Origin of the sequence: Brucella pituitosa, assembly GCF_965577835.1 — a bacterium.
Classification (GTDB): domain Bacteria; phylum Pseudomonadota; class Alphaproteobacteria; order Rhizobiales; family Rhizobiaceae; genus Brucella; species Brucella pituitosa.
Genome location: NZ_OZ264094.1, coordinates 624,193 through 646,083, shown reverse-complemented (window position 1 = coordinate 646,083; position 21,891 = coordinate 624,193). Strand labels below are relative to the sequence as shown.

Here is a 21,891-nt window from a genome sequence, read left to right as displayed (position 1 = left end):
TTCGGGGTCGCCGCCTGGTCCGGCACAACGCCACAAATCATCGTGCGATTTCCGCGCCATATCCAGGCTTTCTGACTTGATTTATTGCGCCGCGCGTCTCCAGCCCCTCGCGTTCATCGCAGATAAATGCATCCAGCCTGGAGATGCCCCGACCGAGGTCAAAGACGCTGCTGTTGGTCCCGAAATTGAAAGGACACCGCGATCATCCCGCTCATCACTATTCGAGGGAAATCGCTCTCCGACAAATGCATTTTGCGCGGCCGGATCGATGTCCACCCAGAATCCCTCAGTCGCGATCAACAACGTCTCATCTCGCGCGTCGATCATTGTCAGATCGGGAGCAATGAAGCTCCGAGAACGGAAACTTCGCGCGAGAACATACTGAGCGTTCGATTCGCGAGAACATCGTGCGGAACAGTCATGAGCGCATTCGCGAGCGTAAGAAGCAGTAAGAGCCATGAAATCGGCATCGCCGTCGCGGCTGCCCAAAAGGCAATCCTCGGCGTGCAATATTAAAGTTGGCAGTGACGCCTGCGCATATACCAGAACATAGATTGCCGAGTCTTCCTGAATCCCGTGGCAAGGGACGCATAGGTCGTGCGAAGTTGTTCCGTCACGGTCTCGGCGGTAATCTCGGTGTCCACGGTCACAAACCAGTCGACGACGTGACGAGCAATCTCGCGCGCAAACAGACCGCTGGCCGATCCTGCTGTTGATCCATCGAGAACGATTGCCAGGATTGTATCGCCGCGAATGCCGATACCAGTATGACCGCGATTGTCAACCGATCGCGTCCCCTGCTGACAGTGCCATTGTATTGCGAACGCCCTGTCAGAGACTATCCAGCTGGCTTATCGCGATGAGGCGCTCGTAGACGATGTCAGCACGGCCGGAAGGTCCCCGGACATTTCCTTGAAGGAAATGCTCGAAGTTGGGATCTTCCAGCATCGCCGTTATTTGCTCGGAGCTATAGATTCGGATCTCGGAAGCGGCCGCTGTGATCTCCTTGACGAGCTCCTCTCGGCCGTCAACGAGCAAGAGGATGTCCTCCGCCACGCCCGCGATACGCCTCCAGCTTCGTCGCGACGAAGAGAGGAGGCGTGAGGCGACGGATCTCGAGCGCTTCGTCCAGCATTGCCGGGACCGCCGTCTCGATTCCTTCGGCATACCAGCGATTGGTGAAGCCAAGGATCTCCGCATCGTCCGGCATGAAGTCGACCTTGAGGTCGCCAAGTTTCATGCGGCAGATGACATCGTCTTCCGCCGCCTCCGCAAAACCACGCTCTCGTAGCCGATCCACCAGTTCCGCCCATTCCGCAAAACCGGCGAGGTCCACGATCAGGTCGACATCATCCGTCATCCTGACGCCCTCCAATATGATCGCATCGGTAATGTAGAGAGCGGTCGTACAGCCGCCGACAAAGACAAGACGCGCCCGAAGCTCATCACCGAGCGCCACAGCGACGGCCTTCAACATTTCCTTCAAATGGCTTTGTACTGTCATCCCAACCTCTCCGTCAGCAGGTTGGTTGCCACACTGGCCTCGCGTTGATTGCCGAGGCGAATGGCATCGGTAAGCGCCAGATAAGCGTACAGGCGCTCGTCCTTTTGAGCAGCTTCCGGGACTGTTTTGAAGAGCGGCTTGATCGATTGGCCCATTTCCTGGCCACGTGCATAGGGCCACACATTGATGAGGCTTCCGGCACTATACAGGGATTCCTGAAGCACGGGCGCGGCAAATGCAGTCGGCATACCGCGCTGCATAGCGCCCGGCTTTGCCGGAAAAACGGACTTCAGACCATGGACGATGAACGGAGTATCCTTTAATTTGTCGGATGGCCCGAATATAATACTTCCTTACCATCCGTCCTTGGTCCCAGGACACCGGACACGCAAAACTAGCGGACTTCAATGTGTCCACCGCAGCCCCAGGAACCTCATTCGAGCAAAATTCAAATGTCAGCACGAACTGCATCCCGATAATAGATTTCTGTTGCTCTAAACGCACCATCAATCCGCTTGCATTGGACGATGATGTCAATGGCAATTCGCAACGACGAAAGCACATCAGAACGTTCAAGATCACGTCCTGCTTCCGACTCCTTCACCAGTGTTGCCAGTTGCTCGAAAGCGAGTTGCGCCGATCCGGCATGAACAGTGGTTATTGAGCCGGGATGCCCGGAATTGACGTTTCGAATGTAGTAAAAGGCGGTTCCGTCGCGAAGCTCCTGCAAAAGAATGCGGTCCGGTCGCATGCGAAGGCACGATTCCAGAAGTTCGCGCGGCCCGGCGCCGGAAAGCCCCTGGGCACCCTTGGAATAATAGAGACGCACATGATTGGGCTGAGAAATGACCAGTTCCGGCGTGTCCTCAATGGAGATCACCCGTTCATTTTGGGGAATGTGCTTGATGAGGGCTTTGGAAAGCGTGGTTTTGGCGGACCCCGTTGCTCCTGAGATGACGATGTTCTTTCGTGCAATGACAGCCTCTCGCAGGAACTGCATGTAGGCGCCATCATGATATAGCTCAGACAGCTTCATATCCTGCCTGGATGATGTGACGCCCGTGCGCCTCGCTTCGCAAAAGAACCCCTTTGCCTCAAGGTCTGTTAGCGACAGATCCACAGATGACGGTTTTCGGATCGTTATGCTGACCGTTCCATTCGTTGTGGCTGGCGGTATGACGATCTGAATACGCTCATCATCTGGCAGTGTTGCCGAAAGAATGGGGCGGTTTTCATCAATGGACTGGTTGGAAACAGTTGCAATGGCTCGCGCAAGGCGCATCAGCTTTTCAAACGTCAGCTCCGGGGTGTCATACACCTGCCAGCCATTTGGTCCTTCGGTAAGTATCTCACCGGGCCGATTAATAATCACCTCATAAAGCGATTTATCTGCAAGGAAAATCGCAAGTGGCGATAACAGTTCGCGAACGACGGCAGCGTCGGTTCCATCCGTCATCAAGTAATCCTACTTCGTCACGATCTTTGAATCCGGGATAAAGTCACCCTGCACTGCCCTGTCGAATATCCGGTTCCCTGGTTCGGTTACACGCAGACGGTAGACGCGGGAGAAATCAAGATCACGCGCCACGAAGATCGAGACGAGTTCTCCCTGATGTTTGTTCAAGGTCGGGGGAATGTTGATCGACTGCTCAACGGCAATTGCTGCTGCCTGCTGGCCAGCACTCGCGGTATTTTGCGCATCAACATCACTGTCCTGCAAACGGCTGTTGGCATAGCTTGTTGCATCGCCGACGATGGACAAAAGCAGCGCACTTCCAAACCTCTCCCACCAATGCGTATCGACATGGCCGTCAACACCGGCACGACCGAGCACATCCGTTGCGGGAGAGGCGAGCGTGACAATCACGCCTTTGGGTGTTTTTGCCCTGTTCCACAGCACGAACAGCCTCTTTTGGCCGCGCTGAAGGCCGCCACGATACTCCCCAACAACCTGCGTCCCCTTTTCCATCAAAACAACCCGGCCATTGTCGGAAAGAACATCGCGATTGATCACACAGCTCGTAAAACCTGGCTGATCAGAGGCCAGCGCCGTTTCCAGCACACAAGGAATGGAAGAACCCATCGCAACGATGAAATCCCGATTGCCAAGCGTACCGGCACGCGAGCCTTCAAGCTTCGTCGGTCGCAGGAGACCATCGAAGCGTTGTTGATCACTATTGGCCTGGCTTTCTCCCGGCATGTTACCGGCAAGAGGCACAAAGTTGCTATCCATCGATGCAGATTGATCACTGGCAGCCTGACGTGACTGCGCACTATTTTGTCCCCGGCTATAGGCAATGACTGGTGCGCGCCGCGCGGAATCAAGTAAATCGTCCTTTTCTGGCGCAACAGGTTGAAGCGCAGGTGTCGGAAGTGCCACCTTCGCCTCTGGAACGGACACAACCGGCTCCGCCGTTTCCTTTACCGGCTCAAAATCATTGGTCTGGCGAATGACAACACGCTCAGGCGGGTTCCGGTCGTCCTTGTCCTTTTTTCCCGAGGTTGACCAGATGGCAAAGCCTACGAACGCTACGACAGCGAGCGCGACCGCGCTGCGTTTGAGAACCGGATTATTGTCAATGCGCCGACCGACAGTCGTCTCGGCGCGCTCACCGGGGATAGGGGTTTCTTCTTCCTGTGCCATGATTATATCCCTCCCCTATTGCACCGCTGGATCAGTTTTCACGACACGCTCGACCGAGGGCGACGTCGTACTGGTATCGGGATTGATGCCAACGCGGTTATAAGCTTCGTTGAAAACGCAAATGACATCCTTGCCCCGGCGCAGAATAAACTTGCGGCTGATCGCGTGAACCATGACCAGATTGCCATCGACAGATTTCGGCACCAGGCTTTCCGAACCATCAGAATTTTCCATATAGATTGCGGGCATTTCCTGGTTGTCGACAAAGACAAAAGTCGTGATCTTGCCATTGTCGTAGACACTTTGCGGTTCAAGCGCCTGAGCGCCTTGCGCTGAATAGTGCCAGTTGCGCGGACCATAAGCCTCATGAAGCGCCAGAACATCGGCGGCGGCCTTCGCCTGCGCTTCGCGGGCGCGAGATTGAGCCTGTAGGCGTCGGGCCTCTGCTTCATCGCCGGGATATCGGAATTTCACATAGAAGTAAGTGTTTTGCCCGGCTTCGACAGGTCCTTGCCGCACGGTCAGTTCCATCTGATAGCTGCGGATCGAACCATCACGCCTTGTCGTCACAACGGAAATATTCGTAACCGGCTGCTTTTCACGCGGCTTTAAAAACAGGATATTGCCGGCAGGAGCAACTTCCCAGGCCACGCTGTTTCCGAGTGCTACATGCGCGATCTCCTCGTCGGCCGCAAATTCCACCTGCACGGAAGAACGCAGCGAGCCAACAATCTTCGTGATGTTATAGGGCTGGTAATTGACGAAGCGGACGCGGCTATCTTGTGGACCCCCGCGTGGAATATCGAGCGCATGCGCGCTGGAAATGGTTGCGGCAGTGAGCGCCGTGAAAATGAGGATTTTTCGTATCAATTGATTGCCTCCGGATCGGAGCGATATTCGCTGACCACGAAACCAAGCGGATTGACCAGCCGGTCTGTCGAAGACATCGGCGCGTTGGCGTAGGAAAAAGTGAGTGTCGCAACCCAATGGGTCATGCGAACGTCATCGCCGCGGGTCACGGTGCGCATATAACGAACGGACACGACGTTCTGGTTGATCAGCGATATGGAGGCAATACTGATCTTCGCTGTCGCCGCGCGACCATAGGTGACCTGCGGAGATTCTGGATTGCTGCCGCGATAATGGCCCGCAAAACGATCCTGCTCAGCCTGCACTGACAAAAGTGCAATCGTCCTGAAATTCTCTTGCGCCTCGCTCCAGACATAACCCTCGCGAGCGCGAACATATTTTGCGGCAAAATATTTGGTCACCGCTTCATCATAGGTGCCAGCCGTCGAGGTCAGTGCGGAAACCACATCAACAATACCGGTTGAATTATCGACCCGGACAACAAAGGGTTCTACGGTCTTGAGCGGTGTCAGTCCGGCAATCGCAAAGACCGAAACGGCAGCAACAAGACACGCGGCTATCGCGATCGACCAGGCAATACGGTTCGATCGCTCAATCTGGATCAACCGGTCCTGGTCGAAACGGCGCGCCTTTTCAAAATAGCTCTTGAGATTATCTGTTGAGACCATGATTTCACTCCGCGCAAGGACCATAGGAGCCGTCAATATCGAGGTGGTCGAAGGCAGCTGCTCCCTTCGACTGCCCCATATAAGGCATGACCGGACCCGACGACCCCGCGTTCGATTGCTGCGATTTCAGGTTTTGGTTGCCTTCCCATTGCCACATCGAGCTATTGAGCGGACGACGGGAATAGCCGTTACACTTCGGCAAGGGATAGCTCAGCGAGGCGCAGCCACTCAAAATGAGCGCAATCGCAAGCAACAGGGAAAGCCTGATCATTGGGGAGGACCCTTTCTGATTTTATGAGAGCGTTATCGACCCAAAAATGTGGAACGGCCTTGCGTCATGCCCCCGTTTCTCTGGAGCCAATCGTTCGTCCGACCAAACGAGCGGTGCGCATAACAAGACGCCCTGAACTCCTGGTGCCGCGGGCAAGCATGCCTTCATGCGCATCACGCGCCGTGCTGTAGCCATAGGCAAGCGACGCTCCACCGGAAGCAAGTGCCGATGCAATGCCGGGGAGCTGATAAAAGACGTAAAGTGCGGCAATTCCGATGGCGCAAAGTGCAATGGGGCGCATGAGGACATCGGAATAGCCATCAATTGCCGTGAAGGTTGAATCGATGCATGAGATCAGCAGCGAACCCACCGCAACAACAAGGACCTGCAGGATGACGAAATTGGCAAGTTGTCCGATCCAGGCCTCGGTAAAACGTCGGGTCGCCTGGAACATGGCAAGTGCGATGAAGATCGGACCAATCGCCAGCACGATGGCAAGCGCAAGACGCGCATATAGTGAAACCACATAGCCGATGCCGGCGACAAGGAAACTCACCGCAATCACCATCATCCCGGCAACGCCGGTGACGATATCGATCGGCCAGGCGGCGCGCGACCAGATATCGGTTGCCGATGCCTGCCCCTTGTCGAGAAGGCTGTCAAAGGTGCTGGCGCTTGGCGATGCGCCGGAATTCAATGCCTGCGCGATTTCATGCGGCAGCACATTGAAGAAGATGTTCGTGACATAGGTCTGGTATTCACCTGCATTTCTGACCAGCATGACGATGATCGCGAGCTTGATGGCCCGGAAGACAAATTCGACGATCGGATCACTAATCGAACCACGCAGCACCAGATAGCCATAAAGCACGATATAGAGGGTCACTGCGGCCGTGAGTGGGCCCGTCACCCATTGGGCTATGTTTGATGTACCATCGGAAACGAACGTCTCCAATGGTCGCTGGAACTGACTGTCGATGAAGTCGAATACCTGATACATGGCATCAGTTCCTGAGCGCTTCGCGCATGTTCCGGAGCCGCAGCCTGCCATCGGCAGCTTGCGCATTCACACAATTGCTCGTGGCATTGAGATCGCCTGGATTGTTACGGCATTCGGTGAGAATACGGCTCAGCAAACTTTCATCTCGGATGAGCTCTTCGACGGTATAGGTCGAGCCAATATCGTCGGAACAACCGGCAAGAAGGCCAAGAACTGTCATGGTAACAAGCGCCCTCATTTAAGCGCCGCCTTCATGCTGTCCATGCGCTGGCGCCAGTCTTCCGCCTTGCGCTGTTCATCGACCTCAGTTTGCGCGCGCTGCACCATTTGCAGCCCCTCCATCCGAAGGACATCCGTCTGGAGAAAAGCCTGTTCCGCCTGAAGCCGGGCTTGCAGGTCAGCGATACCTTTGGCGTCACCTGTCGATGAGATTTTCTCACGCAACTCGTCAATACCGTCGATACGTTTCGTTGCAGCATCATAGATCTGCTGACCGAGGCTCATCTGACCGGCATTCTTGTTCTGGATACGCGATAGCTCCTTCGCATAAAAATCATCAGCGCCCGTTTGATAGCTCGAATTGCTTTCGAGAAATTTTGATGCGGATTGCCCGATGCTGCCTGATCCGTTGCCTTTGAACAGACCTTCAATAGAAACGAAATCTGAAGGCAGTGCCTTTCGTATCTCCGGATCGTTCAGGACATTGGCGACATCCGCTATATCGGTCAGCTTGTTGAGCGAGCCATAAAGTTGCTGTGCCTGATCAATCTGCTGATGAAGCGCATCGAGTTGGGATTTCAGCTGGGTGATGCTCTCTATCTGTTTTAGAATAGAGGTCTGGTCGACGACCGGAATTCCCTGTGCAGCCGCTGCACTAAGTGAGAAGAGCATCACACAAGCAACTGCTGGTCCCTGAAGTCTGTTTACCGCCATCAGCTTGCACTCCTTCGTTGCTGGAAAACCGGAAGCCAATCATCCAGCCTGTCGCCAACTTCCGCGCGGATGCTATCTGCAAGTTCGACATTGGCTGTGCGTCCGGAAAGAATGGCGAGCTCGTCGTCAAAGCCATGGAGGTTTAGCTCCGCCACGACGCTTTTGTGCCCCTGTTTCAGGACAAAACGTCGGCTTTCGACGGAAAGCTCGCGCGCAATCAGGTCGTATTCACGCTCTGTCAGTTTAAAGCCATCGACATAATCCGCATGGCTGCCCCGCGAATTTGGCAAAAAGATTTGCGTGGGGCATTGTTCGATGATGGTGTGGGCGATCGGCGAATTGATTGCGTCACGCGGGCTTTGCGTTGCAAACAGCATCAGGCCATTTTGCTTGCGGATCGTCTTCAGCTTGTTTTGCGCCAGATCCCGAAAATCCTCATCCTGCAAGGCTTTCCAGAATTCATCTATGACGATGATGATACGCCGACCGTCGATCAACTGCTCGACGCGATGGAACAAATAGGCCATCAGGGGTGTACGGATTTCCTCATTGTCCAGAAAATCGGTCATGTCGTAACCGGCCATGTTTCCGCCAACACCGATTTCCCCCAAACCGATATTCTCGCCTGGATTGTCGAAGACCCAGCCAAGCGGGCCTCCCCTCTCCCATCGGCGCAACCGGGCAGCGATGCCTTCAGGGTTCGTATTATCAAGAAAAGTCCGAAGCGCACCGATCGTGCGTTGTTCAGCGGACAAATCGGCAAGTCCGTCAATTGCAGCGGCGATATCGCGCAATTCGGTGACAGATAATTCCCGTGTCCCCGATCCGACGAGCTTCCCAACCCAGTTCGCCAGGAAGACCTTGTTTTCCGGTGTCAGCTCGAGCGCCTTCAGCGGCGCACAGCCGGTGGGCTTCCCATTCCTGAGCGAATGATAGACGCCGCCTGCGGCGCGCACGTAAAGTTCTGCGCCACGGTCCTTGTCAAAAAATACGACATGCGGATCATGTTTTTCGAGTTGCGACAGCATGAAATTCAAAAGCACCGTCTTGCCGGCACCAGACGGGCCGCAAATGAACGTGTTGCCAAGATCACTGTCATGGAAATTGAAGTAATACGGCGAGCCGGATGCGGTTTTCAAAAGGGCTACTGCAGCACCCCATTCATTGCCGTCTTTCTGACCGACCGGATAAGAATGGAACGGCGAGAGCGCTGCAAAATTGCGTGAGGTAATTGCACCGGACCGGGCTCGATATCTGAAATTGCCTGGAAGCTGCGCCCACCAGGCAGCTTCAAGGCCAAGATCCTCACGCGCGACGACAGCACCGCCATTGGTCAGACTGGCGCGTGCCTTGGCAAGATGATCAGTCAGGTCTTTCACGGTTGGAGCGAAGACTGCAAGGGACAGATGATGTTCACCAAGAACAAACCGGTTCGATTCCAGATCGTCCATCGCGTCATCGAGTTCTTCGATCTGCGAAGCAGCCTTATCTCCGCTGCTCAGCATTTGGTTTTGCTTGCGGCCCAAGATGGTCCGGGCATCAGCCTTGGAGACGAAGGAAAAGGACTGTGACAGGATCAGTTCAAAAGGGCTGGTTAGAACGCCATCCAGCATACCAGGCCTTGTGGCGGCGGGATATTCCTTGAAACTTAGCATTCCCGCAAAACGGCTCGCAGCCTCATGCCGGATTTCTATTGTCTCACGACCGACAATAACGCGATCGGAATAGATCGCAGATGCAATACGCCCCCCGGTGAGCGGAACCGCTTCCGATCGTCCGCCGACGAGTTGGTGCAAGACTTCACTCGGCTCAGAAAATATAAGATCATCCTGTTCGTAGAGCGAGAGGACCCGCGGCTCGAACCGCTTCAGGCCCGCCGTAATGTCGATGACCTTGTCGCGGAGCTGCTTTATTGCCTCCTCGTCGAGTTCGATACCTGCCCGTCGTGTACGCCGGAGGCGAGACAGCAGCTTTGCCGCTTTTTCTGCAGGATCGCGCGGTGGCGACCAGACGATGGCGAGATAGAGATCATTGCAAAACAGATCCTCACGCACCATGCGCTCGCGATATTTTTCGTTGAGTTGGGCTGAAAACGGCGCTTTAAAGGTTCCGTCGGGATAGCTGTTGTCGCGTCGACGGATCAGATGCGTCCAAAGCGCAAGTCGCTCGTCAGCAATGTTCCTGTGAAGCGTATTGAGATCACGGTGCAGAGCGTTGATATCCAGAACATCTGCGGTCTCGAACGAAACGCCGTCGAGTGCAATGATCACCATCAGCGCCCGTGACTCCAGCGCAATTGTATTCTCGTCAACGTGGCGCAGATAGGGGATGAATGTCTCCGGGCCAAGCTCCCGGGATTTCAACGTTGCAATGCTAGGCAAAACCAAGATCCCTTTCATCAAACCGACGCGACAGTTTCAGCGGAGAGATCGAGCTGCCACCCCAATGGGACGTGTTTCGGGATCGCCCGCGTGTCTCTACCCATGCAAGCAAGATGCGAAACATATTGTGGTCATGCTTTACGAGCGCGCGGAAGATGAAGTGAAACACGGTGCCAACAAGCGCATAGGAGACAGAACCGGCCACGAGGTAGAAGATCGTCGTCGCAATGACATTGATCCCCATCGCCTCCATCGTGACGCCTGCAAACATTGCAGGCCGGGTACAGGCGACAAACAATGTGTCTCGTTCAGGCATAGGTGGAGAGATCATCATCGGATCAGCTTCCGACAATCGTGCTAACCAGTTCGGAGGAGCCGGCAATCACGCCGATTCCGACGATCCAGTAGCCAGCGGTACGCAAATCCATGTAGCCAAACATCCATCTAATCGCGATTATGATCACCGCTATCGTCGCTATCAGCCTGAAAATATTGCCCGTCAGCATATCGACAACGTTTTGAAGGATCGATTCAATGCCGGCAGCCTGGGCGAAGGCTGGTTCGGCAAGCGTTGCAACGATGGCGATTGCCATCAAGATGGAAGCTGCAACCGACCGGGTTCGGGAACCGATAGTCATTTTATTCTGCTCCATGCTTGTTTGAAAAAACGAGGATCGAAGACCGTCGCCGACTGCTGAACACATCCCACAAAGGTGACGCTTCGTCAGAGGCGCGCTCCTCAATGGAATTCTCGGCCACGGCATCCGTGACACTGTTCGGCGTGACCGTGACTTGCTTCTTGTCACGACCATCCTGGTGACCGACAATGGTCAGTTTCGCTATCGTTGGCTTCAATCGTTGGGTTTCGCGCCGGACCTGGCTGTCATATTTGACCATTGCACCGATGGAAGGATCGCCTCGACCGTAAAACGACTGCAGCATGACTTGTCCCGCCATCGCCTTGTCGTCACCGATCCTGATGGCAAACCGATAGTAGCACTCAAGCAGGGTCGCGGTGGCCTGGAGATTGGCGCATGGATCGAACGCGTCAGAAACGGAAAGTTTCAGTTTCTTCAGTTCATCGATACTGATCCCGCCAAGACCAAGCTGGATATCCTGATGGTCGGCGGCAAGTGTCGTGACCATTTCTATCGCCTCGGCTTTCGATGCCGGTTGTTCTTTTAACGGAGGACCGCTGTTGATACGGATATTGAGTGGTGCAAAGCCGCTTTCGAGGCTGACAACGCCAGCCAGCGTTTCCGAAGCAATCATCGGCGCGCAGCTCTGGGCAAGATCGACAAAGGGTACCGGCATCATCAAAACCACACCCGCTGCTTGCCAACGCCGTCAATCGTGACATCGATATAGTTCGGTTGTTCCCGCACAAGCGGGCGCGCTGTCAGGTAGCCCGTACATTGCAACTGGCCGTTTTCTGATTGCCACTGCGCAGACGTGATATGTTCATTGCTGTTGGCTGGCCAACCGCGATCATGCCTGCACAGGCTTTTGTTCACGATCTGCCTGGAAGTGGAAACACAGGATGCTTCACGCGCCTTATCTGAATAAGTAACCGTCAAGCGGTAACCGTCGCTGCAATAAAGAGGATCGTAGTGCGGACGCGAACTTTGAAACCCGACGCCGCTACAGGTGGGAAACGACTTGCCTCTGGCCAGCCAACGCCATAGTTTTTGCACCGGCGGGCGACATTCTCCATATTGCATCGGCCCACCGGGATTGGATAAGCACAGGATAACCTGGCAGCCCCAGTCGTCAGCATGAGCATTTTGACCAAAACTGAGATATGATGAAACGAACCCGAAACTTGCCACTGCACTGCGAAAGAGAAAGCTGTTCATGCCTCCCATCCTCCGATTTATTGTTGGGCACGTTATCGGAAGTCGGTGTGCCTCAACGTCTTACTATGCAAATAATAGATAGTTAAAAGAATGGCAAGCAATTTAAGTGAACGATGGCAAAATCAGGCGCTCGCCCTTTTTGGCCTACGGGAAATCCTGGAAAAACCAATCGAGGATGAGACGCCGCAATCACGCATCAAGCAGATCGGGATGCTGAACGTGCTCTACATGATGCATCAGGCTCATGAGCCGCTAACGCTCGCATCCGTGATCAAAATCACGGGAATGACACGCGGCGGGGTAATTGAAACCATGGACCTGCTCGTTCAGCGCGGCATTCTCACGGAGACTTTGGGGAAAAACTCGATGGGACGCGGAACGGCGCGGCAGTTTGAATTCTCGCGGCACGTATTTGATCAGATCCGATCCACAGGCGAATAGCATTTAACTTATAAGATTTTCATAAGTTTATCGAAATCTCTAATCGCCTGGCAAGCATGAGTTCTCTCCTCACCGGAATTATTCCGGTGAGCTATTGGCCTGTCACATTCAACAGACTTGCATGATAACAGCCGAAAAAAGCGCTCCCGGCTTTTCATCCAGCCTAACAATCGTTAGGACTGGTCGCGTGTAAACATCACCGATAACGCGACTGGAGATGTCTGCATATCCCCGGCGGTCTGTGAAGAGCGTCGGGGATTACCTGCCAAGCAGTTCTTCGTGAGCAGCGGCCTGTTCGACGAACAGCTCACGCAGTTTTCGATAAAAGAGGACAACCGTATTTGCCTGCAAATCTAGCAAATCGGCCGCTGAACGAGCGGTCATTTCTAAAACGAAAAATTCCAGCAGTCGCAACTGGATTTTTAGGCTGAGTTTACAACGTTATAACCCCATAAAACCACCGTAGATAAGTTGCCTTATCTACGGCTGCCCCTATTTTTATTGCCTTACCCAAGTATTCCACTGTTGTAGTAAAGATGCCGAATTGTTATTTATCCAATCCGCATCTGGTATTACAATGTTTTCCTCAAGATCACTGGCGCTGGGCATCGTTTGCCGAACTTCATCAGACATTAGAGCAATCGCATCAGTACTTGGCGGTGTGCAGGATAGCTTTTCACAAGCCTGTGCTTGCGCTTGTGCCGAATTCAGCCAAAATTCGATCAGCTTTTCCGCGTTTTTACGATTGGGAGCTCCTTTCACAAGGGCTATGCGATCACCGACTAAAAAGGAGGCTTTGTAAGACCAACTGATCGGCAACCCTTCGTTTTTCATAGCTTTTGCCCGAGTAAGCCAAATCTGGCCCAGTGCATAATCTTCATTTCTAAAACCTTGCACACTTTGATCCCCCGTCTTCCACCAGAGCGTTACATCAGATCGTATTTCGTCGAGTTTACGAAAGGCTCGATCAACGTCCAGAGGGAAAAGCTCATCTTTTGTGACACCATCTGCAAGCAAAGCTGCTGCTAACACGCGCCAGGGATCGTCGAAGTTCGGAAAAGAACGTCCACCTGGAAATTTTTCAACATCCCACATATCTGCCCAAGTTTGTGGTTGCGGCCCCTCAGTTAATCGATATGCCAGAAGCGTTGCAGTTGACTGAAGTAAAGCGCCTCCTCTTTCACAAGCGTTCTCAACGAGACCAGCTTTGCCCTTGAATTGCTCGCAAAAGCCGGACAAGTCTTCAGTGGATGCTTGATGGGCTTCAGAAGCTGCTTGTATTTCGCCGTCAAGGTAAAGATCCCAAGATACATTACCCGTTTTTACCATAGCAGAAGCTTTGGCCCGCATTTCGGCATTAGTGGCAACCACTGTCACGACTTCAATCCCAGTTTCTTTCGTGAATGGATCGAACCAAGCCTCTTTTAATGCCTTATCATAAGCCCCACCTGTGGAAGCGATTACCACACGCTCGGTGGCGGCCGCATTGTCAGTTGCTATTCCAACAGCCAAGCCAATGATTACACCTCCGCACGCTGCGGACAAATATCTATCAATCATCATTGTAAGTATTCCCCTATGACAGAAAGTCTATTTTGAACGAATGCTGTGCGTCATAAAATGAGCAATGCTCATAAGAACGAGTGCGATCACAATCATGAACGTAGAGGCTGCAGCAATCACGGGCGTCAGGTTAAAATCAATGTCTTCAAACATCTTTCGTCCGATAGATTTTCCACCGGTCTCTGAAATGAAGAAAGCAACTGTCGCTTCATCAAAAGAAGCAAGAAAGGCGAACACCCCGCCAGATGCGATACCAGGCATAATATTTGGCAGAACAATTCTGAAAAATGTTTGAAAGCGATTGGCACCACAATTAAGCGCCGCAAGTTCAAGCTCTGGATCAAAGCGCTGCAACGAGGCCATAACTGTAATTAACACATAGGGAACAGCGAGGACCGTGTGAGCAATGAGGAACCCCGTGAAACTGCCAGTCAGTTGCAAAGGCGCAAACACCAGAAACAAAGCAACTCCCAACACAACATGAGGTACAATCAACGGACCTATCGAAAGCGCTTGGATGCCATTTTTCCACGGCAAATTACCTCTCACAATAGCAAGCGCTGCCATTGTCCCGATGATTGTCGCAGTGATCGTTGTCATAAGGGCAATGCGAAAGCTAAACCAGGTGGCAGACATCCAATCTGGGTCAGTAAAATAGGCGTAGTACCATCGTAACGTGAATCCGTCAGGAGGAAATTTAATGTAATCCGTCTGACTAAGAGACATTGGGACAACCAATATCGTCGGAAGGATCAGAAAAAATAGGATGGCCGCAATTACACATCCTCCTAAAACTTTCGCGAACAACACCAAAGCCCGGCTATATGCGGTACTTATCGAGCTTTTACCGATGACATGAAGAGAGCGAATGGAGGGTTGATCAATGGACATTGCTAAACCCCTTTTGAAAGGACAATGCTTTTCGGAGTAGGGCTATGAAGACCAATGTCATGACCAGAAGGACGGTTGAGAGTGCGGCTGCAAAAGGCCAGTCGACAACCACGGTCGTTTGCTGTCCGATTAACGTTGGCATCAACATCGAGCCCGGGCCACCGACAAGAGCAGGCGTGATATAGAACCCCAAGGCCAACACGAAACAGATCGTTGCTCCGGCGAACACGCCCGGAAGGCTGAGCGGAAAAGTAATTCGCAGAAATGTTACCACCGCACCTGCCCCAAGGTTCCTTGCTGCTCGGATATAGTCTTTAGGCAAGGTGCGAAGGACCGAGAAAATCGGCAGGATGACGAAGGGAAGCAAGACATGCGTCATAGCAAGGATTACTGCGCCTTGCGTATAGAGCATCTTAACCGGCTGCTCAGTCACTCCCGTTGTTTCAAGTAAAGAGTTGACCAAACCGTTACGTTGTAAAAGAACAATCCAGGCATACGAACGGATTAATATTGACGTCCACAAAGGTATAAAAACGCAAGCTGTTACCACAAATGCCCATCGTTTGTTCAGACGCGCCATGGCAAATGCAATAGGATATCCGAGCAGAACCCCTGCAACAGTTACGATCAACGCAACTGTAACCGTTGAGAATAAAACACTCAGATATAATGGTTCCGCAAAGATGCGCCCGTAGGTGGCAAGGAAACCTTCCGAAAAGCTCAATCTTATCAAACTGACTATTGGATATATGAATCCTACAGCTAGACAAACGATCAACGGCAGTGTTAGGAGCCAGGAAGAGGCACCTGAATAAGTTCGCGCTGAGGGCGATGTCAGCCAAGAGCCTTCGTTAAACAACGCTTCTTCTTGCAAATTAGATTGTACACCCGTCATGCTGCGTCCCTTTCGCGAGATGCGAACGCATGGACAGACTGGTTATTGAGTCGCAGTGAAACGCGGTCGCCGCGCTTGAACGCTGAAGCCGTATTGGCAGCACTTTGAACGCGTATTTGCGCGTCAGGACAATCATTAAGCTTCACGACGTATGTGTTCGTCGATCCCATGAAAATATCAGCTTCAATCTCTCCCTGGATCGCTGACGATGCCGCATTACCGCCTTGTTCCAACGAAACATGCTCGGGTCGAAATGCCAGAGTAAGCTTCCTATCGATGTCTTGATTTGAAAGAGAAGTATTGAGGCTGGTGATGGGGAGGTCGATTACCGTATGCTCTCCGATGCGGAGGACAGCCACGCCCACTTTTTCTCCGATCTTAACCGCAGGCAAGAAATTCATTGTACCAATGAAATCTGCGACAAAGCTGCTGACAGGATTTCGATAAAGTCCCTCTGGGGTATCTATTTGCTCCAGCTGACCATTTTGCATAACCGCTACACGATCAGACATTGTAAGTGCCTCTTCCTGATCATGCGTCACATAAATGACCGTTGCTCCCAGCCGCTCCTGAATACGTTTGATTTCAAGCTGCATGTTTTCCCGCAACTTCTTATCAAGCGCTCCCAGTGGCTCGTCCATCAAAATGACAGGCGGATTGAAAACAAGGGCGCGCGCCACCGCAACACGCTGTTGTTGACCACCAGACAACTGGCTGGGCAATCTCTCGCCAAAGTCACTCAGTTCCACCAAATCTAGCATCTCGCAGACCCGGCGCTCTCTTTCCAAGCGAGACATTTTAGTACGCATTTCCAAAGGAAATGAAACATTCTGGCGAACGGTTAAATGCGGAAATAGTGCGTATTTCTGAAACACCATGCCGATTTGCCGCTTATTGGGCGGAAGATGCGTCACTCTCTCGCCACCTATCAATATTTGCCCGGCACTCGGCATCTCAAATCCGGCAATCATGTTGAGCAATGAAGTCTTGCCCGAGCCGGAAGGTCCGACTATCGAGAGAAACTCTCCTTTTGATACTTCAAGGTCGAGACCTTGAACCGCCCATGCGGACCCATATTGTTTCTGAATTCCTGTGAGGCTCATTTGCTGGCCAATCAAGCTTGTGCCCTCCTCTGTTAGCACAGATACCAACGTTCTTATCGACCAAAATCGTGTGGCGTTTTATTCGCGACAAAGACGGTCGTTCATGCCGGCGTGACAGAAAGGCGGCACACTGGTAAAACTGTTTGATGTGACAAATGCTTTGTGAAAACTTCACAATAAGTTTTTGTTGCATCAAAATTGGCGGCTGTCAACACGCATGGATCAAAAATGACGTCAAACGAGATGGACGCGGGAGAAGGCGAAAAGCACATCCCAAACCTGGGCGATGCCGCCTATAAAGAAATGAAAGAACGGCTTATCCGCGGCGTATACCGACCCGGCTATAAAATGACTGTACGGGCTGTAGCCGAAGATCTGGATGTCAGCTCAACACCGGCACGCGATGCACTCAATCGACTGATCTCTGACGGGGCGCTGGTCTATGCTGGCCCGAAAACCGTGATTGTACCTATTCTAACCAACAATGATCTTAGAGAAATCACAGTCATCCGGATCGCGCTGGAGGGGTTGGCCGCAGAACTGGGTGCTCCAATTGCCACTCCCACCCTGATCCGCAATCTTATTGAAATACAGACACTTATAAACAATGCTCTTGAGGTAAACGATTATAGCGCTGCTCTTTGGCATAACAAGGAATTTCACTTTCTCGTCTATCGCCTGGCAGGCATGCCCCATCTTATTTCAATGATTGAGGGCCTGTGGCTTCGTATCGGACCATCGCTTTACAATCTTTATCCGGAGTTCGCAGAAGAAAAATCCGGCGTCCGAAATCATGAGATGGCGCTTGAAGCGTTAAATGATCGGGATGGCGCTGCGTTACGGGCGGCTTTTGAAAGCGATATTCGTGATGGTTATCGCCGTCTGCGTCGAGCGGCGGGTGAAATGGAAGCAAACCAAATACAATAATTTGTTGCATGGGCCTTGACTGCGGTTATTTTTGTTGCAACAAAATAGTGAAGCTGAGATAAATGTCCACGCTTCACACGCAGAAGAAAGCCGAACTCATGCAATTGCACACAACTCATGCGAATGGGTGTGAACCCGTTCGCGCGCGGTCTCGTCAACTATTTTCGCGCGCGCAAAACTTATTGCCAGCTGGCGTTAGCCGCTCCACGATTGAACGCGACCCTATCCCAGCATACGCGCTCAATGGGCGCGGCGCGTACCTAACTGACGCCGACGGCAATAAATATCTCGATCTAAACAACAACTTCACCACATTAATACACGGGCACTGCTTTGAACCTGTAACAGAGGCAGTCGCTCAGATTCTCCGATCCGGGACTTGTTTTGCCAATCCCACCGAACATGAACTGAATTTGGCGGAATTGTTGATTGACAGAATACCTGCTGTCGAGCGTATCCGGTTCGTTAACAGTGGCACCGAAGCCGTGATGTTTGCGATTAAAGCAGCGCGGGCATTCACCGGAAAGCCCGCTATTGCACGGTTTGAAGGTTCGTATCACGGTGCATATGATTGGGCGGAGGCTGGTCAATCGGGCACGGTCTCAGCGGATGGGACACTTCTCGCCAAACCTGCCTATTCCGGGTGTCCGACAAGTGTCTGCGAAAATATCGTCCTTCTGGAATTCAACAATATTCAATATCTGGAACGATCGCTCAATGCACACGCACATAAGTTGAGCGCGATACTGATCGATCCGATGCCAAGTCGTGCCGGCCTACTTAAGCCCGACTCCTCGTTCATCGAGGCACTGAATGTATACGCCAAGAAACATGGCATTCTGGTTATTGCAGACGAGGTACTTAACCTCCGCCAGGCCTATGACGGCGCTTCAGCACGATATGGACTGACGCCAGATCTCATCACGACTGGTAAAATCATAGGTGGCGGGTTCCCTATTGGCGCAATTGGGGGCCGGGTTGACGTTATGTCCGTATTCGATGATACGCGCAAAGCATCGCTCGTGGCTCAAGGCGGCACATTTTCTGCAAACCCCGTCTCCATGATTGCAGGCAAAATCGCAATGGAAGCGATGACCAGACAGCAATTTTCTTACCTGGATCGACTTGGTGAGCAACTCTGTGGCCACCTGCGCCAATGCGTTGAGAAATGGGATGCCCCTTTTTCGATAACAAATGCAGCATCACTTCTTCGAATTCACCCCAAGTCAACAGCTCCCTCCTCCTACAAAGATGCAATCATGGACGTCCGGGAAGCCGCTTTAATGAAAGCCATGTCGCGTTTTTTCTTCCAGCATGGAATTATTTTGCCGTTCGGAGCAGCAGCCTGTCTCTCAACACCCATGACCGATGACGACATCGGTAAAATCGCAAGCGTTTTCGACGATTTCCTTAAAACTCAAAGCCGTAAGAACTGAGGAGCTAACTTATGAAATCCGCTATACTGAGCGAAACCGTCGCCGAACGCATTGCGCGCGCTTTGATGCGCCACGGTGTCGAGAAAATATTTGCACAGAGCTTGCCATCTGCCGTTATTCTTGCCGCAGAAGCGATCGGAATTGAACAAGTTGCATACCGCCAGGAAAATATGGGCGGGGCTATGGCGGATGGATATGCGCGCATTTCAGGGAAAGTCGGGGTGGTTGCCGCTCAAAACGGCCCTGCAGCGACACTTCTCGTTCCTCCCTTTGCCGAAGCGCTGAAGGCGAGCATTCCGCTCGTGGCTTTGGTTCAGGACGTAGAACGAGATCAAACGGATCGGAACGCTTTCCAGGACTTCGACCAGATTGCTTTGTTTCAGTCGTGCACCAAATGGGTTCGACGACTAAGTGTTGCAGAACGTGTTGACGACTATTTGGACGCAGCCTTCACCGCAGCAACGTCGGGACGTCCTGGGCCAGTCGCTTTACTTTTGCCGGCCGATCTTTTGCGTTCACAAGCGCCAAGTATGCCAAATGCTCGATCATTCAATCTTGGCAATTGGCCACTAGATCGCACGCAACCCGAATATGAAGCGCTTGAATTGGCGGCACATCTGATCGCAACTGCTGCAAATCCGGTTGTGGTTGCTGGCGGCGGCGTGCACTGTGGCGATGGATCACAGGCGCTTGCGCGGCTCCAAGAAACAGCGTCTCTCCCTGTGTTCACAACGAATATGGGAAAGGGGGCCGTAGATGAGCATCATCCTCTCTCCGCAGGCGTTCTTGGCTCTCTCACCGGCCCTCGTTCACTGGGGCGCTACAGTCAACATTTAATGGATGATGCCGATCTTGTTCTTTTGGTCGGAACACGCACCAATCAGAATGGTACGAACAACTGGAAGCAACTTCCCCAGAATGCCAAGGTGATACATATCGATATTGATCCTGGCGAAATTGGCCGTAATTACGAATCTCTACGCCTTGTTGGTGACGCACGCGCAACTCTTGATGCGTTAAATACTGCACTGAACGCGCAAAACCTCACGTTGCGACGTACGAAGCGTCCAGACGTCGAAAAGCGCATCGCTACATTCTGGCAAGACTTTGAAGACGCGCGTGGAGTCTATGCAGAATCGGATCACTCCCCTATTCGACCGGAACGGGTGATGTCTGAACTCCAACCCCTTCTCGAAAAGACAGAGGCAATTGTTGTGGCCGACGCAAGCTATTCCTCTATGTGGGTACTCGGTCAATTGCGCTCTCAACATGTTGGGCAACGATTTATCACGCCACGCGGGTTGGCGGGTCTTGGATGGGGTTTCCCCCTGGCGTTAGGCGCAAAGGCAGCAGCACCGTGCACACCAATCGTCGCCGTTGTTGGCGATGGTGGTTTTGCGCATAGCTGGGCCGAACTCGAAACAATGATCCGTATGAAGCTTCCAGTCACCGTTATCGTCCTCAATAACGGTATTCTCGGCTTTCAACGTGACGCAGAGACTGTGAAATTTGGTTCTTATACATCGGCCTGCCACTTCAAATCTGTTGACCATGCTGCCATTGCCATCGCCTGTGGCTGCGCTGCCGTACGTATTAGCGATCCAGCTGAACTTCCCGTCGCCCTCAAAAGGGGCATTGAAGGCGGTGAGCCATTACTGATCGAGGTCATAACTGAACCTGAGGCTCATCCTCCTTTGTCGCTGTTTGCAGCGATGGACGACGCAGCATAATGCTTTCGCTCAACTCCAAGACTGCCGTCGTGAGCGGCGGCAGTTCGGGCATCGGATTTGCGAGTGTTCTACATCTTCTCGAGCTGGGGCATCGCGTAGCCTTCTTTGGACAAAGCTCTGAACATGTTGAAGCCGCATGTGAACAAATCTCTCAACGACATTCAGCCAAATTCTTCCTGGGTCGTACGGTCGACATGCTTGAAGAAGGGTCAATCCGACGTTTCTTTGATGAGGCGGTATGCTCTCTAGGAAACCCAGAGATACTTGTTTGTTCGGCAGGAATTTCGCCAAAAGGTCCGCAAGGTGCGGCCTTACCTTTAACCGAGCTCACTCTGCATGAATGGGATAGTGTCATCGCAGTGAACCTCACCGGAGCTATGCTCTGCTGTCAATTGACCCTCCCCTACATGCAGCAAGCTTGTTTCGGGCGTATAATTTTTATCGGATCAGTGGCTGGACGAACGATACCGATCATTGCTGGCGGCGCTTACGCTGCCTCAAAAGCTGGCCTCTCGGGCTTGGCTAGATCACTTATAGGCCAATATTCTCGTTTCGGAGTAACAATAAATGTTGTCGCCCCTGGCCGGATAGTAACCCAGATGGCTGGAGATATAGACAGTCCGCGCAATCAAGCCGCTCTCACACGTATTCCGGTTGGGCGCCTTGGAACTGTAAGCGATGTTGCCAACGCGGTCGGCTTTCTTGTTTCAGAACAATCCGGTTTTATCAATGGAGCAATTCTTGACGTGAATGGGGGAGAATTCGCGCCTGTTTAGGA

General features: G+C 52.6%; 25 protein-coding genes and 1 pseudogene. 5 read left to right on the top strand and 21 right to left on the bottom strand.

Annotated elements, in window-relative coordinates:
• Positions 1-831 precede the first annotated feature (831 nt).
• The 16 genes from ACSME1_RS22325 to ACSME1_RS22250 form a co-directional block, all read right to left on the bottom strand.
• Positions 832-1,038 carry a hypothetical protein gene (locus tag ACSME1_RS22325; RefSeq protein WP_435655514.1) on the bottom strand — a complete coding sequence of 69 codons (207 nt, stop codon included), beginning with the start codon at positions 1,036-1,038 and terminating at the stop codon, positions 832-834.
• Complete coding sequence (locus ACSME1_RS22320; RefSeq protein ID WP_435655513.1) at positions 1,028-1,504, bottom strand: hypothetical protein; 477 nt, start codon at positions 1,502-1,504, stop codon at positions 1,028-1,030. The genes ACSME1_RS22325 and ACSME1_RS22320 overlap by 11 nt, the downstream gene beginning before the upstream one ends.
• Positions 1,501-1,764, bottom strand: coding sequence for a hypothetical protein (locus tag ACSME1_RS22315; RefSeq protein ID WP_105708221.1), 264 nt, complete (start codon positions 1,762-1,764; stop codon positions 1,501-1,503). The genes ACSME1_RS22320 and ACSME1_RS22315 overlap by 4 nt, the downstream gene beginning before the upstream one ends.
• A gap of 188 nt (positions 1,765-1,952) precedes the next feature.
• Positions 1,953-2,960 (bottom strand): P-type DNA transfer ATPase VirB11, encoded by a 1,008-nt coding sequence (gene virB11 / locus ACSME1_RS22310; RefSeq protein WP_435655512.1) that lies wholly within the window; start codon positions 2,958-2,960, stop codon positions 1,953-1,955.
• 9 nt (positions 2,961-2,969) lie between these two features.
• Positions 2,970-4,148 (bottom strand): type IV secretion system protein VirB10, encoded by a 1,179-nt coding sequence (virB10, locus tag ACSME1_RS22305; RefSeq protein WP_105708225.1) that lies wholly within the window; start codon positions 4,146-4,148, stop codon positions 2,970-2,972.
• Positions 4,149-4,163: 15 nt separating this feature from the next.
• The gene (virB9, locus tag ACSME1_RS22300; RefSeq protein ID WP_435655511.1) at positions 4,164-5,018 is read right to left on the bottom strand and encodes a P-type conjugative transfer protein VirB9; all 855 of its coding nucleotides are present in this window, start codon (positions 5,016-5,018) and stop codon (positions 4,164-4,166) included.
• Complete coding sequence (locus ACSME1_RS22295) at positions 5,015-5,686, bottom strand: virB8 family protein (RefSeq protein ID WP_105708273.1); 672 nt, start codon at positions 5,684-5,686, stop codon at positions 5,015-5,017. The genes virB9 and ACSME1_RS22295 overlap by 4 nt, the downstream gene beginning before the upstream one ends.
• A 4-nt stretch (positions 5,687-5,690) precedes the next feature.
• On the bottom strand, positions 5,691-5,957 hold the full coding sequence (locus tag ACSME1_RS22290; protein ID WP_105708226.1) for a hypothetical protein: 267 nt from the start codon (positions 5,955-5,957) through the stop codon (positions 5,691-5,693).
• Positions 5,958-6,021: 64 nt separating this feature from the next.
• Positions 6,022-6,957, bottom strand: coding sequence for a type IV secretion system protein (locus tag ACSME1_RS22285; RefSeq protein WP_207489307.1), 936 nt, complete (start codon positions 6,955-6,957; stop codon positions 6,022-6,024).
• A gap of 4 nt (positions 6,958-6,961) precedes the next feature.
• Positions 6,962-7,195, bottom strand: a complete 234-nt coding sequence (locus ACSME1_RS22280; protein ID WP_105708229.1) for an EexN family lipoprotein — start codon at positions 7,193-7,195, stop codon at positions 6,962-6,964.
• Entirely contained in the window at positions 7,192-7,890 is a 699-nt protein-coding gene (virB5, locus tag ACSME1_RS22275) for a P-type DNA transfer protein VirB5 (protein WP_105708231.1), read from the bottom strand. The genes ACSME1_RS22280 and virB5 overlap by 4 nt, the downstream gene beginning before the upstream one ends.
• Entirely contained in the window at positions 7,890-10,289 is a 2,400-nt protein-coding gene (locus tag ACSME1_RS22270; RefSeq protein WP_181153698.1) for a VirB4 family type IV secretion system protein, read from the bottom strand. The genes virB5 and ACSME1_RS22270 overlap by 1 nt, the downstream gene beginning before the upstream one ends.
• A complete protein-coding gene (locus ACSME1_RS22265; RefSeq protein WP_105708232.1) occupies positions 10,264-10,605 on the bottom strand; it encodes a type IV secretion system protein VirB3 in 342 nt (113 codons plus the stop codon). Before ACSME1_RS22265 ends, ACSME1_RS22270 begins: the two co-directional genes overlap by 26 nt.
• A gap of 4 nt (positions 10,606-10,609) precedes the next feature.
• Positions 10,610-10,909, bottom strand: coding sequence for a TrbC/VirB2 family protein (locus ACSME1_RS22260; protein WP_105708234.1), 300 nt, complete (start codon positions 10,907-10,909; stop codon positions 10,610-10,612).
• 1 nt (position 10,910) lies between these two features.
• On the bottom strand, positions 10,911-11,585 hold the full coding sequence (locus ACSME1_RS22255) for a transglycosylase SLT domain-containing protein (RefSeq protein WP_105708277.1): 675 nt from the start codon (positions 11,583-11,585) through the stop codon (positions 10,911-10,913).
• 2 nt (positions 11,586-11,587) lie between these two features.
• Complete coding sequence (locus ACSME1_RS22250) at positions 11,588-12,127, bottom strand: hypothetical protein (RefSeq protein ID WP_105708235.1); 540 nt, start codon at positions 12,125-12,127, stop codon at positions 11,588-11,590.
• A gap of 90 nt (positions 12,128-12,217) precedes the next feature.
• Here ACSME1_RS22250 and ACSME1_RS22245 point away from each other — a divergent pair, with 90 nt between their 5' ends.
• A complete protein-coding gene (locus ACSME1_RS22245; protein ID WP_105708237.1) occupies positions 12,218-12,568 on the top strand; it encodes a transcriptional regulator in 351 nt (116 codons plus the stop codon).
• A 309-nt stretch (positions 12,569-12,877) separates the two neighbouring features.
• Here ACSME1_RS22245 and ACSME1_RS22240 read toward each other — a convergent pair.
• The 5 genes and pseudogenes from ACSME1_RS22240 to ACSME1_RS22220 form a co-directional block, all read right to left on the bottom strand.
• Positions 12,878-12,988: pseudogene (locus ACSME1_RS22240) on the bottom strand (IS1595 family transposase); the annotation flags it as partial.
• A gap of 78 nt (positions 12,989-13,066) precedes the next feature.
• Positions 13,067-14,131, bottom strand: coding sequence for an ABC transporter substrate-binding protein (locus tag ACSME1_RS22235; protein WP_105708238.1), 1,065 nt, complete (start codon positions 14,129-14,131; stop codon positions 13,067-13,069).
• 27 nt (positions 14,132-14,158) lie between these two features.
• The gene (locus ACSME1_RS22230) at positions 14,159-15,022 is read right to left on the bottom strand and encodes an ABC transporter permease (protein ID WP_105708241.1); all 864 of its coding nucleotides are present in this window, start codon (positions 15,020-15,022) and stop codon (positions 14,159-14,161) included.
• Complete coding sequence (locus ACSME1_RS22225) at positions 15,012-15,917, bottom strand: ABC transporter permease (RefSeq protein WP_105708243.1); 906 nt, start codon at positions 15,915-15,917, stop codon at positions 15,012-15,014. The genes ACSME1_RS22230 and ACSME1_RS22225 overlap by 11 nt, the downstream gene beginning before the upstream one ends.
• Positions 15,914-17,035, bottom strand: a complete 1,122-nt coding sequence (locus ACSME1_RS22220; protein ID WP_105708244.1) for an ABC transporter ATP-binding protein — start codon at positions 17,033-17,035, stop codon at positions 15,914-15,916. Before ACSME1_RS22220 ends, ACSME1_RS22225 begins: the two co-directional genes overlap by 4 nt.
• Before the next feature lie 213 nt (positions 17,036-17,248).
• Here ACSME1_RS22220 and ACSME1_RS22215 point away from each other — a divergent pair, with 213 nt between their 5' ends.
• The 4 genes from ACSME1_RS22215 (at position 17,249) to ACSME1_RS22200 (ending at position 21,889) form a co-directional block, all read left to right on the top strand.
• Entirely contained in the window at positions 17,249-17,947 is a 699-nt protein-coding gene (locus ACSME1_RS22215; RefSeq protein WP_105708279.1) for a GntR family transcriptional regulator, read from the top strand.
• A gap of 98 nt (positions 17,948-18,045) precedes the next feature.
• Entirely contained in the window at positions 18,046-19,383 is a 1,338-nt protein-coding gene (locus ACSME1_RS22210) for an aspartate aminotransferase family protein (RefSeq protein ID WP_105708281.1), read from the top strand.
• 11 nt (positions 19,384-19,394) lie between these two features.
• Entirely contained in the window at positions 19,395-21,113 is a 1,719-nt protein-coding gene (locus ACSME1_RS22205; protein WP_105708245.1) for an acetolactate synthase catalytic subunit, read from the top strand.
• Positions 21,113-21,889: an SDR family oxidoreductase gene (locus ACSME1_RS22200; protein WP_105708246.1), complete on the top strand. Its 777-nt coding sequence runs from the start codon at positions 21,113-21,115 to the stop codon at positions 21,887-21,889. The genes ACSME1_RS22205 and ACSME1_RS22200 overlap by 1 nt, the downstream gene beginning before the upstream one ends.
• Positions 21,890-21,891 lie beyond the last annotated feature (2 nt).

What these genes read in the sequence shown, in the direction of transcription:
- ACSME1_RS22315 (WP_105708221.1), bottom strand. Translation starts at nt 1,764, where the DNA reads ATGCAGCGCGGTATGCCGACTGCATTTGCCGCGCCCGTGCTTCAGGAA.
- ACSME1_RS22280 (WP_105708229.1), bottom strand. Translation starts at nt 7,195, where the DNA reads ATGAGGGCGCTTGTTACCATGACAGTTCTTGGCCTTCTTGCCGGTTGT.
- ACSME1_RS22215 (WP_105708279.1), top strand. Translation starts at nt 17,249, where the DNA reads ATGACGTCAAACGAGATGGACGCGGGAGAAGGCGAAAAGCACATCCCA.
- ACSME1_RS22205 (WP_105708245.1), top strand. Translation starts at nt 19,395, where the DNA reads ATGAAATCCGCTATACTGAGCGAAACCGTCGCCGAACGCATTGCGCGC.
- ACSME1_RS22235 (WP_105708238.1), bottom strand. Translation starts at nt 14,131, where the DNA reads ATGATGATTGATAGATATTTGTCCGCAGCGTGCGGAGGTGTAATCATT.
- ACSME1_RS22250 (WP_105708235.1), bottom strand. Translation starts at nt 12,127, where the DNA reads ATGAACAGCTTTCTCTTTCGCAGTGCAGTGGCAAGTTTCGGGTTCGTT.
- ACSME1_RS22230 (WP_105708241.1), bottom strand. Translation starts at nt 15,022, where the DNA reads ATGTCCATTGATCAACCCTCCATTCGCTCTCTTCATGTCATCGGTAAA.
- ACSME1_RS22200 (WP_105708246.1), top strand. Translation starts at nt 21,113, where the DNA reads ATGCTTTCGCTCAACTCCAAGACTGCCGTCGTGAGCGGCGGCAGTTCG.
- ACSME1_RS22245 (WP_105708237.1), top strand. Translation starts at nt 12,218, where the DNA reads ATGGCAAGCAATTTAAGTGAACGATGGCAAAATCAGGCGCTCGCCCTT.
- ACSME1_RS22295 (WP_105708273.1), bottom strand. Translation starts at nt 5,686, where the DNA reads ATGGTCTCAACAGATAATCTCAAGAGCTATTTTGAAAAGGCGCGCCGT.
- virB11 (WP_435655512.1), bottom strand. Translation starts at nt 2,960, where the DNA reads ATGACGGATGGAACCGACGCTGCCGTCGTTCGCGAACTGTTATCGCCA.
- virB5 (WP_105708231.1), bottom strand. Translation starts at nt 7,890, where the DNA reads ATGGCGGTAAACAGACTTCAGGGACCAGCAGTTGCTTGTGTGATGCTC.
- ACSME1_RS22260 (WP_105708234.1), bottom strand. Translation starts at nt 10,909, where the DNA reads ATGACTATCGGTTCCCGAACCCGGTCGGTTGCAGCTTCCATCTTGATG.
- ACSME1_RS22320 (WP_435655513.1), bottom strand. Translation starts at nt 1,504, where the DNA reads ATGACAGTACAAAGCCATTTGAAGGAAATGTTGAAGGCCGTCGCTGTG.
- ACSME1_RS22225 (WP_105708243.1), bottom strand. Translation starts at nt 15,917, where the DNA reads ATGACGGGTGTACAATCTAATTTGCAAGAAGAAGCGTTGTTTAACGAA.
- ACSME1_RS22270 (WP_181153698.1), bottom strand. Translation starts at nt 10,289, where the DNA reads ATGAAAGGGATCTTGGTTTTGCCTAGCATTGCAACGTTGAAATCCCGG.
- ACSME1_RS22290 (WP_105708226.1), bottom strand. Translation starts at nt 5,957, where the DNA reads ATGATCAGGCTTTCCCTGTTGCTTGCGATTGCGCTCATTTTGAGTGGC.
- virB10 (WP_105708225.1), bottom strand. Translation starts at nt 4,148, where the DNA reads ATGGCACAGGAAGAAGAAACCCCTATCCCCGGTGAGCGCGCCGAGACG.
- ACSME1_RS22285 (WP_207489307.1), bottom strand. Translation starts at nt 6,957, where the DNA reads ATGTATCAGGTATTCGACTTCATCGACAGTCAGTTCCAGCGACCATTG.
- ACSME1_RS22210 (WP_105708281.1), top strand. Translation starts at nt 18,046, where the DNA reads ATGCAATTGCACACAACTCATGCGAATGGGTGTGAACCCGTTCGCGCG.
- ACSME1_RS22265 (WP_105708232.1), bottom strand. Translation starts at nt 10,605, where the DNA reads ATGATGATCTCTCCACCTATGCCTGAACGAGACACATTGTTTGTCGCC.
- ACSME1_RS22255 (WP_105708277.1), bottom strand. Translation starts at nt 11,585, where the DNA reads ATGCCGGTACCCTTTGTCGATCTTGCCCAGAGCTGCGCGCCGATGATT.